The 13,365-nt window shown below is 69.8% G+C and carries 12 protein-coding genes; 5 read left to right on the top strand and 7 right to left on the bottom strand.

Features of this window, described 5'->3' with window-relative positions; translation table 11 throughout:
* Window positions 1–41: 41 nt before the first annotated feature.
* Complete coding sequence (gene paaB, locus L0H79_RS00625) at window positions 42–362, bottom strand: 1,2-phenylacetyl-CoA epoxidase subunit PaaB (RefSeq protein ID WP_301482588.1); 321 nt, start codon at window positions 360–362, stop codon at window positions 42–44.
* Window positions 359–1,399, bottom strand: a complete 1,041-nt coding sequence (paaA, locus tag L0H79_RS00620; RefSeq protein WP_301482586.1) for a 1,2-phenylacetyl-CoA epoxidase subunit PaaA — start codon at window positions 1,397–1,399, stop codon at window positions 359–361. Before paaA ends, paaB begins: the two co-directional genes overlap by 4 nt.
* A 74-nt stretch (window positions 1,400–1,473) precedes the next feature.
* On the opposite strand from paaA, the gene L0H79_RS00615 reads away from it, so the two are divergent.
* Genes L0H79_RS00615 through L0H79_RS00605 form a run of 3 tightly spaced genes read left to right on the top strand, consistent with a single transcriptional unit; the run spans window position 1,474 to window position 3,145 of the window.
* The gene (locus tag L0H79_RS00615) at window positions 1,474–2,094 is read left to right on the top strand and encodes a GNAT family N-acetyltransferase (RefSeq protein ID WP_301482584.1); all 621 of its coding nucleotides are present in this window, start codon (window positions 1,474–1,476) and stop codon (window positions 2,092–2,094) included.
* A 5-nt stretch (window positions 2,095–2,099) separates the two neighbouring features.
* Window positions 2,100–2,834, top strand: coding sequence for an AzlC family ABC transporter permease (locus L0H79_RS00610; protein WP_301482583.1), 735 nt, complete (start codon window positions 2,100–2,102; stop codon window positions 2,832–2,834).
* Window positions 2,831–3,145 (top strand): AzlD domain-containing protein, encoded by a 315-nt coding sequence (locus L0H79_RS00605; RefSeq protein WP_301482582.1) that lies wholly within the window; start codon window positions 2,831–2,833, stop codon window positions 3,143–3,145. Before L0H79_RS00610 ends, L0H79_RS00605 begins: the two co-directional genes overlap by 4 nt.
* Window positions 3,146–3,248: 103 nt before the next feature.
* Here L0H79_RS00605 and L0H79_RS00600 read toward each other — a convergent pair whose 3' ends face one another.
* The 3 genes from L0H79_RS00600 to dapB form a co-directional block, all read right to left on the bottom strand.
* Window positions 3,249–4,940, bottom strand: a complete 1,692-nt coding sequence (locus L0H79_RS00600; protein ID WP_301482580.1) for a hypothetical protein — start codon at window positions 4,938–4,940, stop codon at window positions 3,249–3,251.
* A 150-nt stretch (window positions 4,941–5,090) separates the two neighbouring features.
* Window positions 5,091–5,708, bottom strand: coding sequence for an isopentenyl-diphosphate Delta-isomerase (gene idi / locus L0H79_RS00595; RefSeq protein ID WP_301482578.1), 618 nt, complete (start codon window positions 5,706–5,708; stop codon window positions 5,091–5,093).
* The gene (gene dapB, locus L0H79_RS00590; RefSeq protein ID WP_301482577.1) at window positions 5,705–6,493 is read right to left on the bottom strand and encodes a 4-hydroxy-tetrahydrodipicolinate reductase; all 789 of its coding nucleotides are present in this window, start codon (window positions 6,491–6,493) and stop codon (window positions 5,705–5,707) included. The genes idi and dapB overlap by 4 nt, the downstream gene beginning before the upstream one ends.
* A gap of 91 nt (window positions 6,494–6,584) precedes the next feature.
* Between dapB and L0H79_RS00585 the strand changes: the two genes are divergently transcribed.
* Window positions 6,585–8,162, top strand: coding sequence for an FG-GAP-like repeat-containing protein (locus L0H79_RS00585; protein WP_301482576.1), 1,578 nt, complete (start codon window positions 6,585–6,587; stop codon window positions 8,160–8,162).
* A 208-nt stretch (window positions 8,163–8,370) separates the two neighbouring features.
* On the opposite strand, the gene L0H79_RS00580 is transcribed toward L0H79_RS00585, so the two are convergent.
* Together L0H79_RS00580 and rpsO are read right to left on the bottom strand one after the other, a co-directional pair.
* Window positions 8,371–10,614: a polyribonucleotide nucleotidyltransferase gene (locus L0H79_RS00580; RefSeq protein ID WP_301482575.1), complete on the bottom strand. Its 2,244-nt coding sequence runs from the start codon at window positions 10,612–10,614 to the stop codon at window positions 8,371–8,373.
* 147 nt (window positions 10,615–10,761) lie between these two features.
* Entirely contained in the window at window positions 10,762–11,031 is a 270-nt protein-coding gene (gene rpsO, locus L0H79_RS00575) for a 30S ribosomal protein S15 (protein WP_301482574.1), read from the bottom strand.
* Window positions 11,032–11,241: 210 nt separating this feature from the next.
* Here rpsO and L0H79_RS00570 point away from each other — a divergent pair, with 210 nt between their 5' ends.
* On the top strand, window positions 11,242–13,275 hold the full coding sequence (locus tag L0H79_RS00570) for an MDR family MFS transporter (protein WP_301482573.1): 2,034 nt from the start codon (window positions 11,242–11,244) through the stop codon (window positions 13,273–13,275).
* Window positions 13,276–13,365 lie beyond the last annotated feature (90 nt).

The following is a 13,365-nucleotide window of genomic DNA, read 5'->3' as shown; positions in this document are numbered from 1 at the left end:
GGAGCGTGGGACCCGGCTCGTGTCCTCACTCCGGTCGGCGCTCACAGGTACTCCACGTCCTTGGGCACGTCGTAGAACGACGGATGACGGTAGATCTTGTCGGCGGCCGGGTCGAAGAACGAGTCCTTCTCGTCCGGGCTGCTCGCGGTGATGTCGTCGGCCCGCACGACCCAGATCGAGACGCCCTCCTGGCGGCGGGTGTAGACGTCGCGGCCGTTGCGCAGCGCCATCTCGGCGTCCGGCGCGTGCAGCGAGCCGACATGGGTGTGCGCGAGGCCTCGCTTGCCGCGCACGAAGACCTCCCAGAGCGGCCAGCTCCTCTCGGCATCGACCCCAGCCACCTCCGTCGTCGACTCGCTCACGCGGCACTCTCCCTGGCCTCGGCGTGCTTGGCGGCGTAGGCGTTCGCGGCCTCGCGAACCCACGCGCCCTCCTCGTGGGCGCGCCGCCGGTGGGCGACGCGTTCGGCGTTGCACGGCCCGTCACCACGCAGCACCCGCCAGAACTCGTCCCAGTCGATCTGGCCGAAGTCCCAGTGTCCCCGCTCCTCGTTCCACCTCAGCTCCGGGTCGGGGAGCGTGAGCCCCAGCTTCTGCGCCTGCGGGGCGGTCATGTCGACGAACTTCTGGCGCAGGTCGTCGTTGCTGAACCGCTTGATACCCCACGCCATCGACTGCGCGGTGTGCCCTCCGGTGGCGGCCTCGCCGGTGTCGGGAGGGCCGAACATCATCAGGGCCGGCCACCACCAGCGGTTCGCCGCGTCCTGGGCCATCGCGCGCTGCGCCTCGGTGCCGCGCGAGAGCACCCAGAGGATCTCGAAGCCCTGCCGCTGGTGGAAGCTCTCCTCCTTGCAGACCCGGATCATCGCCCGCGCGTAGGGCCCGTAGGAGCATCGGCACAGCGGCACCTGGTTCATGATCGCCGCACCGTCGACGAGCCAGCCGATCGCGCCGTTGTCGGCCCAGGTCAGGGTCGGGTAGTTGAAGATCGAGGAGTACTTCTGGGTGCCGTTGTGCAGGCGGTCGAGCAGTTCGGCCCGGTCGATGCCGAGCGTCTCGGTCGCCGAGTAGAGGTAGAGCCCGTGCCCGGCCTCGTCCTGCACCTTGGCCGTCAGGATCGCCTTGCGCCGCAGCGAGGGGGCGCGGGTGATCCAGTTGCCCTCCGGCTGCATGCCGATGATCTCGGAGTGGGCGTGCTGGGCGATCTGCCGGATCAGCGTCTGGCGGTACTTGTCCGGCATCGCGTCGCGCGGCTCGATCCGCTGGTCGGCGGCGATGAGCGCATCGAAGTCATCCCCGACCTCGTGTCGTCGGTCCTCGTGCCGGCGGGCCTGGTCATAGGACTCGGTCTCGGCGGCGTTGAGGGGGTCGTTGGGGTCGATGACGTCGTTGCCATACATGAGTCCAGTATGCGAGACCGACCACGGGCCGGGCAAAGACCGGGCCGTCGAGGCGGACCTGAGAGACTGTGGCCGTGGTTGAGGCAGGACACGGACACGAACACATACATGGACACGAGGGGCACAGCCACGAGCACGCGGGGCCGCTGGCCGATGCCAGCGTTCGCCTCGCCCGTGATGCGGACGCCCCGGCGGTGGGATTCGTGCAGGCCGTCGTCTTCCGTGACGCGTATGCCGCTCACCTGCCTGCCGAGGCCATCGACCGGTTCGAGCCACGCCCCTTCACGAAGGCGTGGCGTGCCGCGCTGGCCGAGCCGCCGTCGCGCGACCACGTGCTGCTCGTCGCCTGCGCGGGCGAGCAGGTCGTCGGCTTCGCCGCGATGGCTCCGTCGGCGGACCCCGACGCCGGTGAGCGGACCGCCGAGCTCACGACGATCGCGGTGCACCCCGACGCGCGCCGGCAAGGCCACGGTTCGCGCCTGCTCAACGCGGCGGTCGACACCGCCCGCGGGAGGGGCCGCGGTGAGCTGACGACGTGGGTCATCGGCACCGACGACGACACTCGCGGGTTCCTCACCGCTGCCGGGCTCGTGCCCGACGGCGCCCACCGGGGTCGCGTCGTCTCACCGGAGGGCGAGACGCTTCAGGAGGTGCGCCTGTCCGCCGACGTGTCGCACGACCCACGGTCGGCGTGACGGCGGTGCACGAGAAGTCTGCCGGGACGCGACTCGACCCGGTCCTGCGTCGCCAGGTCTGGCGGCAGGGCCTGTCCGTCGGCGTGGCGACCGGCGCGTACGGCATCAGCTTCGGTGCCCTCGCGGTGGCGGCCGGCCTGAACCTCTGGCAGACCCAGGCGCTGTCGGCGCTGATGTTCACCGGCGGGTCCCAGTTCGCCTTCATCGGGATCGTCGGCGGCGGCGGGCTCGGGGCCACCCCCGCCGCGATCGCCGCATCCTCCATGCTCGGAATCCGCAACGGACTCTATGCGCTCGAGCTGACCCAGCTGCTGGGAGTCACACGTCTGCGCAGGCTCGCCGCCGCCCACGTGACGATCGATGAGTCGACCGCAGTGGCGGTCTCGCAGGGCGACGTGCGGGCTGCCCGACTGGGCTTCTGGGTCACCGGCCTGTCGGTCTTCGTCCTGTGGAACCTCATGACGCTCGCCGGGGCGCTTGTCGGCAACGCGCTCGGCGACCCCAAGCAGTGGGGTCTCGACGGCGCCGCGTGCGCGGCCTTCACCGCGTTGCTCTGGCCGCGCCTGAAGAGCCGTGACGCGGTGGGCATCGCCGTCCTCGCGGCCGTCATCGCGATCGGCCTATCCCCCGCCGTCCCGGCAGGAGTCCCGGTCATCGCGGCGGCCGCCGCTGCGCTGCTGGCTTGGCGGGCCCCGAGAACGGCTGCGGGGCAGGCACGGACCGAGGAGACGCAGTCATGACGATGTGGGTCGCGGTCCTCGTCGCGGCTGGGGTCGCCTTTGCGCTGAAGCTCGCCGGCTACCTCGTGCCCGCCAAGGTGCTTCAGGAGCCCCACGTGAAGAGGGTGACGGCCGCCCTGCCGATCGCTCTGCTCGCCGCGCTCGTGGCCACCCAGACGTTCACCGGCCCGCACGGGAGCCTGGCCCTCGACTCCCGCGCTGCCGCCGTAGGGGTCGCCGTCATCGCCCTGCTGCTCCGGGCCCCGTTCATCGTCGTCGTGGTGCTCGGCGCCCTGACCGCGGCGCTGCTCCGCCTCGCCGGCTGGGCCTGACCATCGCTCGCTCCCAACATGGCATCGCGACAGCGAACGACCCCGACGAGAAGTGGCCTCTCGACGCGTCGGAAACATCCAGAGGCCACCTTCCCGTCATCCGCTACTTGAGTGACACGTCAGGAGATCGCACGAGGTCGGCGGTGGCACCGATCCCGATCTTCTTGTCAGCCTGGGTCTCGACAGCCACCGTGACCAGAACGACCCGCGTCCAGACGCCACCGAGCGAAGCGGGGTACTGCAGGGCCTTCGCGTACTCGTTCTTCCAACCCATCGTCTGTCCATCGACGGGTGTCACCACCGAATGGCACTGCAGCGTCATGACGGTGAGCACTCCCCCGCTGGTGCGGACCGCCCGAAGCGACTCCTTCGGCTCCTCACGGACGAGGTAGGGCCGACAGGTCACCGCCGTCGACGCCGTCCCCTCGACCTTGTCGCGCAGGCGGTTGCGGACCTCGTTCATGGACGTGCTCGGCTTGACCTTGGTGCTGCCGCCCTCGAACCACCCGATGATGTCCTTCATGAGGGCGACTGACGTGGCCACCTCCTTCGTCGTGGCCGTGGCGTCGCCTGCGCCGAGGGCCTTCGCCGGGCGGACGTCTGCAGGCACGCTCTGGGCGAGTCTCCACGGCGCCGTCGCAGATGCCCGGGAGAACACCCTGAGGTTGTCGGACGGGCTGTGCTTGTCCGAGGTCGGCTTGACCTGAGACACCTTCGTCGTCAGTGCCGACCACATGGGATACGCCGCGAACCGTGGTGAGTACACCTGACCACCAGCATGAGCGAGCACGAGCTTCTCCTGCGGTTCGCCGACCGCGTGCTCGATGGCGGAGTCGGCTCGGTCCGCAGCGAGAACCGGGCCCGTATCGGCCTTGTCCCAGAGCTTGATGTCGAACTTCTTGGCCAGCGCCGCGATCGCCGCGTTGTTGCGCTGGTCGTAGTCCTTCAGCAGGGCGGTCACCTCTTCGGCCGTCACTGCCGTCTTGGTCACCGGAGCCGTCGATGCAGGCACGGCCGAGGGAAGCGCGAGACAGCCGGACAGGGCGAACGTCGAGCTCGCCGCCAGAACGAGCACGCCGGCCTGATGCCCGCGGCGGATCACGACGCCGGCCACATGGCCGGGCTCTGACTCACTGGCATCTGTCGGCGCACTGGCTCGTGCTGCGTCATCAGTAGGCCGCTCGACGGGCGGACCCTGCCCACCATCCGGCGCACGCCGACGCCGGCGCCGCAGCACCAGCAGCACGGCGATCAGGACGAGACCGACTGCCGCGACGCTGAGAGCCATCCGGAACAAACCGGGGACGGCCACCCCGAGGCCGACCTGTGAGGTCGCGCCTTCGACGTACTGCATGACGACCTGGATGGGTGCGCCGGTGAGCGGGACGTCAAGGGTCGCGGAGCCCTCGTCAGTCGCCTGGTGGGACCAGAACGTCGCTGTCTCAGGTGCCGTCGGTGCGCCCTTCGAGCCAAGCGTCCGGCCCGACACCTCTCCGGACGCCGACACGTGGTCCGCCTCGAACCTCTTGGCGTCACCCAAGTAGCTCGCGACATCGACCGGGTGGCCCGCGCCGATGAAGACCGCACCTCGGTCGGCTGATGCCGTGACCCGCAGAGTGGTCCCGGAGTAGGCCAGCAAAGTCGGTGCGGTGACGACCACCTGCGGACTGGACGCCACTTCGTGCTGGGGCAGCGCGATCACGTCATCAGGGCCGACCCAGACCGCCACCACGGTCCCGACGACGAGCGCTACCGTCGCCAGAACGCCGACCAACCAAACCCCGAGCCGCTTCATCCATCTTCTCCCTCGTATCGTCGCCGAGTCTTCCTGACCCGAGCCAGCGCGACTCTACTGGAAGCAAACGCGTCCGTGTCCACGTTGTCCACAACCGAGACGGTCAGGCGCACCCCGTCGAGCGGGCACGAGTGCCCGGTCGAGTGGGCTTTACCTCCCGGTCGAGGGGGCGCCGCCGCCGCGTGGTGCCAATACGGCGGGTAGGTCCACCTCGTCAGCGGTGGGCCACGCATCCGGTCCGGGCCCCAGCCGGTCGAGCTGCTCGACCTGCAGACGGCACCATACGGAGACGTCGCGGACCTTCCCGACGACCTCGGCGGCAAACGTCGCCCAGTGCACCCACTCGAACGAGGCCACCTCCGCCGGGTCAGGCCGCGGCTGCGCGTCGACCCGGCCGACGAGCACCGGGCACATCTCGCGCTCGACCACACCGGCCATCTCGGCGCGGTAGGCGAACCGAGGCAGGACGAGGCGCAGGTCGCCCACAGGCAGCCCGAGCTCGTCTGCCGCGCGACGCCGCACCGCATCCTCGAGACCCTCACCCGGCGCCGGATGGCCGCACACCGAGTTGGTCACCACCCCCGGGAAGGTCGCCTTGTCCAGAGCCCGCCGCGTCACGAGCAGGCGGTCACGTGCGTCGAAGAGGTAGGCCGAGAAGGCCAGGTGCAGCGGCGTGTGCGCCCCGTGGACGGAGGCCTTCGCAGCGACGCCGACGCGCCGACCGTCCTCGGACAGGAGCACCACGAGCTCATCGTCAGGCGAGGTCACGTCTCGACCAGCCCGAGGTAGTGCTCGAGCCCCACGGTCAGACCGGGGTGGTCAGCCACCCGCCGCACGCCCTCGATGACCCCGGGCATGAAGGAGACCCGGTCGAAGGAGTCGTGCCGGATGCTCAGCTGCTCCCCCACGTTGCCGAGCAGCACCTCCTGGTGCGCGACGAGCCCGCGCAGCCGCACCGAATGAACGGGTATGCCGTTCACCCGCGCCCCGCGGGCGCCGCCCGGGTCGTGGGTGGTGGCGTCGGGCACGGGACCGGCGCCCGCACCATCTCGGGCGGCCGCGATCAGGCCTGCTGTCCGGGCCGCGGTGCCGGAGGGGGCGTCGACCTTGTCGGGGTGGTGCAGCTCGATGACCTCGACCGACTCGTAGAACCGGGCGGCCTTCGCGGCGAACGACATCATCAGGATCGCGCCGATGGCGAAGTTGGGGGCGATCAGCACCCCGACGGGCGAGCCACTGCTCGACGGCGGAGCGTCGGCGAGCTGGCCACTCAGAGTCTCGAGCTTGGCGTCGTCCCAGCCGGTCGTCCCGACGACGACATGCACCCCTCGAGCCACGCAGTATGCGACGTTGGCCGGTGACGCGTCCGGCACCGAGAACTCGACGACGACATCCGCGCCACTGAGGTCGCCGAGGTCGTCGCCCTGGTCGTAGCGGGCCACGAGCCGCAGGCCTTCGGCTGCCTCGACGGCACGGCACACCTGCGAACCCATCCTGCCCTTGGCACCGATGACGCCGACCCTGATCCCGTGGTTGTCGTTAGCATCCGTCACGAGCGACAGGCTATCCGGGGCGACCGATGTGACCTTGGTCCCTACCATCAGACGAGAACCGTTGTGCACTGGAGAGGTCGAGGGGACCGCCATGAGTCATCGAACCACCGTCACCGCTACCTTGAGCGGTCTCGTCCTGGCCGCGTGCGCAGTCGCCGTCGCGCCCAGCGCCTCGGCCGCCACGATGTTCGGCCACGACATCTCGTGGCCACAGTGCCCGAGCAGCGTCGGTGGATACGACCTGCCGATGCCACCGACGTCGACCCAGTTCGTCGTCGTCGGGCTGACCAAGGGTCTGCCCTTCACCGAGAACCCGTGCCTCGCGAGTCAGGTCGCCTGGGTCAAGGACCGCGCCAAGCCGGCGCAGGCCTACACGATGGCTGCCTACCCGACCTCGGCCCAGCTGACGACATACGGCAGCAAGGGTCCCTGGTCGAGCAGCACGAGCGCGGGCAAGCTCTCGAACGTCGGCTACGCGCAGGCCCGCTTCGCGGTCGACAGTCTGGCCAAGGTCGGGTTCAAGGCGCCCGTCGTGTGGATCGACGTGGAGCCGCGCAGCGCCCAGCCGTGGCCGACCGGCACCGGCACCAAGGAGCGCGCGAACCGGTACGTCGTCGAGGGCGTGATGCGGGGCCTGCGCGACGCCGGATACCCCTACGGCCTCTACTCGTATGCCGCCGGGTGGCAGCAGATCACCGGCAACTGGCGGCTCCCGGGTGTCCCGGTCTGGGCGACCGCAGGCAGGCTGGACTACCCCGAGGAGGCGGCCGACCGCTGCACCCAGGCGAGCTTCTCCGGCGGCCGCGTCTATCTGTCGCAGTGGTACGACGACGAGCGGGACTACGACCGGACTTGTGGGACGTACGCCTTCACCGCCCTGTCGATGCCGGCTTCGACGCTGTCCAACTCGACAGCCGAGTTCAACGGGGACTGGACCAACGACGTGCTCGCTCGGGTCGGCTCGACCGGGGAGCTGCGCATCTACGCCGGGACGACGCGCGGCACCCTCTCGTCGGGGGTGCGGATCGGCACCGGCTGGTCCGGCATGGACGTGCTCGAGACGGTCGGCGACCTGAGCGGCGACGGCCCTGCGGATGTCCTCGCGCGTCAGCGCTCGACCGGCGACCTGTGGCTCTACCGGGGCAACGGCAAGGGCGGCTGGCTGTCGCGGACCAAGGTCGGCACCGGCTGGAACGGCCTCGACCGGATCATCGCACCGGGGGACTTCAACGGTGACCAGCGCGTCGACATCCTCGCTCGCGGCGCGTCCAGCGGGAACCTCTACCTCTACGCCGGCACCGGCACCGGCACGGTCCGCTCCGGCGTGAAGATCGGCAGCGGGTGGCAGGGCCTCGATGTCATCGTCGGTGCCGGCGACGTGAACGGCGACGGGTTCGCCGATGTTGTCGCCCGCCAGCGCTCGACCGGCTACCTCTGGCTCTACCCCGGCAACGGAAAGGGCGGCTGGCTGAGCCCGACTCGCATCGGGAGCGGTTGGAACGGGATGACGGCCATCATGAGCCCTGGTGACCTGAACGGCGACCGGGTTCCCGACATCACCGCCCGGGACAGCCACGGCCGGCTGTGGCTGTACCCGCGAACGGCCTCCGGCTGGCTCGCCAAGGTCCAGATCGGCAGCGGCTGGAACGGCATCAACGCGATCTTCTGATCACGCAGCGGCGCCACGTGACCGGAACAAGTGGGGCGCCACGACCGCGCCCGTGCTCCGCCGCCGCCATCACCGCCCGTCGTTCCGGCCGGTTGTCCCCGCAGCGGGGCGGGAGAGCGGTCACGGGAGCGGGACGGCGCGGCACACCGGGGTGATGTGCCGCGCCGTTCGACTGGTCAATGCCGACTGCACAATGCCAGCCAGAGGATCACGCGTCGGCGTGGGCCTCCTGCTTCTCCTCGGGGAGGACCGCCGCGAGCGATAGCTTGCCGCGCGGGTCGATCTCCTTGAGCTCGACCTGCAGCTTCTGGCCGACCTTGACGACGTCGTCGACCGAGTCGATCCGCTTGCCGCCGACCAGCTTGCGCACCTCGGAGATGTGCAGCAGACCGTCCTTGCCCGGCAGCAGGGAGACGAACGCGCCGAACGTCGTCGTCTTGACGACCGTGCCGAGGAAGCGCTCCCCGACCTCGGGCATCTGCGGGTTGGCGATCGCGTTGACCGCGGCGCGGGCCGCCTCGGCGGACTGTCCGTCGACCGCGCCGATGAAGACGGTGCCGTCGTCCTCGATCGAGATGTCGGCGCCCGTGTCGTCCTGGATCTGGTTGATCATCTTGCCCTTCGGGCCGATGACCTCACCGATCTTGTCGACGGGAACCTTCACCGTGATGATCCGCGGTGCGAACTCGCTCATCTCGTCGGGCACGTCGATGGCCTCGGCCATGACGTCGAGAATGTGCAGGCGCGCGTCGCGGGCCTGGGTCAGCGCGCCGGCCAGCACCGAGGCGGGGATGCCGTCGAGCTTGGTGTCGAGCTGGATGGCCGTGACGAACTCGCGGGTACCGGCGACCTTGAAGTCCATGTCGCCGAACGCGTCCTCGGCGCCGAGGATGTCGGTGAGAGCCGCGTACTGCATCTCACCATCGACCGTGTCAGACACCAGGCCCATCGCGATGCCCGCGACCGGGGCGCGCAGCGGCACACCGGCGTTGAGCAGGCTCAGCGTCGAGGCGCAGACCGAGCCCATCGACGTGGAGCCGTTCGAGCTGAGCGCCTCCGACACCTGACGGATCGCGTAGGGGAACTCCTCGCGCGTCGGCAGCACCGGCATCAGGGCCCGCTCGGCGAGCGCACCGTGACCGATCTCGCGGCGCTTGGGCGAACCCACGCGGCCGGTCTCACCGGTGCTGTAGGGCGGGAAGTTGTAGTTGTGCATGTAGCGCTTGCGGGTCGCCGGCGAGAGCGTGTCGAGCTGCTGCTCCATCTTGAGCATGTTGAGTGTCGTGACCCCCATGATCTGGGTCTCGCCGCGCTCGAAGATCGCCGAGCCGTGTACCCGCGGGACGACCTCTACCTCGGCGGACAGGGCCCGGATGTCGGCAAGGCCACGACCGTCGATGCGGACGTGGTCACGCAGGATGCGCTGACGGACCAGCTTCTTCTGCAGCGCGCGGAAGGCGGCCGACACCTCCTTCTCACGGCCGGCGAAGTCACCGGGCTGCCCGTCCGTGCCCGTCAGGGCCTTCTTGACGGCGGCCTTGATCTCGTCGAGCCGGCCCTCCCGCTCGTGCTTGGCGGCGATGGTCAGCGCGGCAGCGGTCTGCTCGGAGACGGCGGCCTCGACGGCGGCATACGCGTCGTCCTGGTAGTCGAGGAAGACGGGAAACTCCTGCACGGGCTTGGCGGCCGCGGCGGCGAGCTGCGCCTGGGCCTCGCACAGCGCCTTGATGAACTTCTTGCTCGCCTCGAGGCCCTCGGCGACGACCTCCTCGGTCGGGGCCTGCTTCCCCTCGTCCTTGACGAGGTTCCACGTCGCGACGGTTGACTCCGCCTCGACCATCATGATGGCGACGTCATCGGTGCCGTCCCGGTCCGTCACGACGCGGCCGGCGACAACCATGTCGAACGTCGAGCGGTCGATGTCCGAGAAGCTCGGGAAGGCGACCCACTGCCCGTCGATGAGCGAGACGCGCACGCCCCCGATCGGCCCGGAGAAGGGCAGCCCGGAGATCTGGGTCGAGGCGCTCGCCGCGTTGATCGCGAGCACGTCGTACTGGTGGTCGGGATTCAGGGACAGGACCGTGATGACCACCTGGACCTCGTTGCGCAGGCCCTTCTTGAAGGTCGGGCGCAGCGGCCGGTCGATGAGCCGGCAGGTGAGAATGGCATCGGACGAGGGACGGCCCTCGCGGCGGAAGAACGAGCCGGGGATCCGGCCGACGGAGTACATGCGCTCCTCGACGTCCACCGTGAGCGGGAAGAAGTCGAGCTGCTCCTTGGGCTGTTTGCCCGCGGCGGTCGTGGACAGCAGCATCGTGTCCTCGTCGAGGTATGCCGTCACGGCTCCCCCGGCTTGCCGGGCAAGGCGGCCGGTCTCGAACCGGACCGTGTGGGTGCCGAAGCTGCCGTTGTCGATCACGGCCTCGGCGAAGGTGATGTCTGGACCCTCCATGTGGGTCCTCGCTTTCTGTTTCTGTTCTCTTCACGTGCCCTCGCACATCGTCGTTGGGGGCGGGGTTCCTTCATCGCCGGGGGGCCCGCCCCCTCCGGCGAGAGGCGGTCACCGCAGCCGGTGGGGTGACCGCCTCTCGTCAGAAACTCATCGGCGCAGACCGAGGCGCTTGATCAGGGAGCGATAGCGCTCGACGTCGGTGGCCTCGAGGTAGCGGAGCATCCGCTTGCGGCGACCGACGAGCAGGAGCAGGCCACGACGACTGTGATGGTCGTGCGCATGCACCTTGGAGTGCTCGGTCAGGTCCTTGATCCGCTGCGTCAGCATCGCCACCTGGACCTCGGGGGAGCCGGTGTCGCCCTCGGACGTGGCGTACTCGTCGATGATCTTCTTCTTCACGTCAGCGTCCAACGGCATGGATGACCGACTCCTTCTTCACTCGTTGCGCGGCGCCCCGGGGCAGGTCCACCCGGGCACTCTCGATCCGCGGCCGATCGAACGGCACCGGCCAGCCTAACAGCGCGCCCCACCCTCGCCCTAATCGTCCGGTCACCTCCGTGACGTCCACCCTCGCCGCCGCCGTGCCGATACCGTCGGGAGCAGGGCTGTCTGAGACAGGAGACCGAGATGAGCGCAAGCGCGCCCGTGGCGCCAGAGCAAGTCTCCCAGCGACGCATCCTGTTGATCATCGGGGCGCTGCTGCTGGGCATGTTCCTGGCGGCGCTCGACCAGACGATCGTGGCGACCGCGCTGCCGACCATCGCCGGCGACCTGCACGCGCTGTCGGAGCTGTCGTGGGTGGTGACCGCCTACATCCTCGCCTCGACGGCATCGACACCGTTGTGGGGCAAGCTGGGTGACCTCTACGGCCGCAAGCGGTTCTTCCAGGCGGCGATCGTCATCTTCCTGGTCGGATCGGTGCTGTCCGGGATCAGCCAGTCGATGGCTGAGCTGATCGCCTTCCGGGCGCTGCAAGGTGTCGGCGGCGGCGGTCTGATGATCACCGCGCAGGCCATCGTCGGCGACGTGGTCTCCCCGCGCGACCGGGGCAAGTACCAGGGCATCTTCGGCGCGGTGTTCGGGGTGACCAGCGTGCTGGGCCCGCTGCTGGGCGGGTTCTTCGTCGACCACCTGTCGTGGCGTTGGGTGTTCTACATCAACCTGCCGGTGGGCCTGCTGGCACTGGTGGTGACCGCGGTGGTGCTGCCCGGCCGGACCGAGCGGATCCAGCACTCCATCGACTACCTGGGCACCGTGCTGCTGGCCGGTGCCGCCACCGCGCTGGTGTTGCTGACCACGCTGGGTGGAACGACCTGGCCGTGGTCCTCCGCGCCGATCTATCTGCTGGGCGCCCTCGCGGTGGTGCTGATCGCGGCGTTCGTGGTGGTTGAGCGGCACGCGGCCGAGCCGGTCCTGCCGCTACGGCTGTTCAAGAGCCGGGTGTTCACCGCATCCAGCCTGGTCGGTTTCGTGGTCGGCTTCGCCATGTTCGGGGCGATCACCTACCTGCCCCAGTACATGCAGGTGGTCCGTGGCCAGAGCCCCACCGCCTCGGGCCTGCAGCTGCTCCCGCTGATGCTCGGGCTGCTGATCACCTCGATGGGCACCGGCATCCTGATCAGCCGGTGGGGCCGCTACAAGGTCTTCCCGATCCTGGGCACCGCGGTGATGACGCTGGGCATGTGGCTGCTGTCGCAGCTGGACGTGTCCACCAGCCCCGCGCAGTACAGCGCGTACATGTTCGTCCTCGGAGTGGGCATCGGCGGGGTGATGCAGGTCCTGGTCATCGCCGTGCAGAACGATGTGCCCTACCGGGACCTGGGGGTGGCCACGTCCGGTGCGACGTTCTTCCGCTCGATCGGCGGCTCGTTCGGCACTGCCGTGTTCGGAGCGATCTTCGCCAACACCCTCACCGGCAACGTCGCCCACTACCTGGCCGGCATACCCCTGCCACCTGGGTTCAACCCCGAGGCCGGTGCCAGCCCCGCCATCCTGGCCCAGCTGCCCCCAGAGGTGCACGACGGCTTCATCCATGCCTACGCCGCCTCGTTGCAGACGGTCTTCCTCGCGGCCGTCCCGATCGCCGCACTCGCGTTCTGCTTCGCCTGGCTGCTGAGGGAGGTGCCGTTGCGCGAGACCGTGACCACCCCGGACCAGTCGCAGGCGCTGGCCCCGTCGGCGATGCCGGTCGGCGAGGACCCGGCCGACCAGGTCGCCCGGGTGCTCTCCGTCCTGTCCAGGCGCGAGGGCCGGCACCGGGTCTACACGGAGCTCGCCGCGGCCGCAGGACTCGAATTGGACCCACGCTCGACCTGGCTGCTGCTTCGGCTCGGTGACCGCCGCGCCGTCAACCTCGACGCGATGGCGCGGAGCCTGGAGCTGACCCGCGAGCAGATCGAACGCCTCGGTGAGCCGCTGCTGCGGGCGGGCCTGGTCACCGTCGAGGGCAGGACCGCCTCGTGCACCCGGGCCGGCGATGTCGCCATCGACCGGTTGGTGGCCGCGCGCCGCACGATGCTGCAGGCCCGCCTCGGCACGTGGGCCGACGAGCACGACGAGCGCCTCACCGCGAGGCTCGACGAGCTCGCCCGCGACCTGTTGCGCGACCCGGAGCGGCGCAGCCACCTGTTCGCCGGTGGTCACGATCAGTCCGGGCGCTAGGGGCGTGGGTGCCGGTGCCGCCCGCGCGTGCTGGAACCGAGCAACGACCCAGAGGTATGCCGCCCAGCCCGGTGAGCTGGGCGGCATACC

The sequence above is a fragment of the Intrasporangium sp. genome, from assembly GCF_030452765.1.
Classification (GTDB): domain Bacteria; phylum Actinomycetota; class Actinomycetes; order Actinomycetales; family Dermatophilaceae; genus Intrasporangium_A.
The sequence above is the reverse complement of the archived record's forward strand: the minus strand, read 5'-3'. Positions and strand labels throughout refer to the sequence as shown.

What these genes read in the sequence shown, in the direction of transcription:
- L0H79_RS00570 (WP_301482573.1), top strand. Translation starts at nt 11,242, where the DNA reads ATGAGCGCAAGCGCGCCCGTGGCGCCAGAGCAAGTCTCCCAGCGACGC.
- L0H79_RS00580 (WP_301482575.1), bottom strand. Translation starts at nt 10,614, where the DNA reads ATGGAGGGTCCAGACATCACCTTCGCCGAGGCCGTGATCGACAACGGC.
- paaA (WP_301482586.1), bottom strand. Translation starts at nt 1,399, where the DNA reads ATGTATGGCAACGACGTCATCGACCCCAACGACCCCCTCAACGCCGCC.
- L0H79_RS00605 (WP_301482582.1), top strand. Translation starts at nt 2,831, where the DNA reads ATGACGATGTGGGTCGCGGTCCTCGTCGCGGCTGGGGTCGCCTTTGCG.
- rpsO (WP_301482574.1), bottom strand. Translation starts at nt 11,031, where the DNA reads ATGCCGTTGGACGCTGACGTGAAGAAGAAGATCATCGACGAGTACGCC.
- L0H79_RS00600 (WP_301482580.1), bottom strand. Translation starts at nt 4,940, where the DNA reads ATGAAGCGGCTCGGGGTTTGGTTGGTCGGCGTTCTGGCGACGGTAGCG.
- L0H79_RS00585 (WP_301482576.1), top strand. Translation starts at nt 6,585, where the DNA reads ATGAGTCATCGAACCACCGTCACCGCTACCTTGAGCGGTCTCGTCCTG.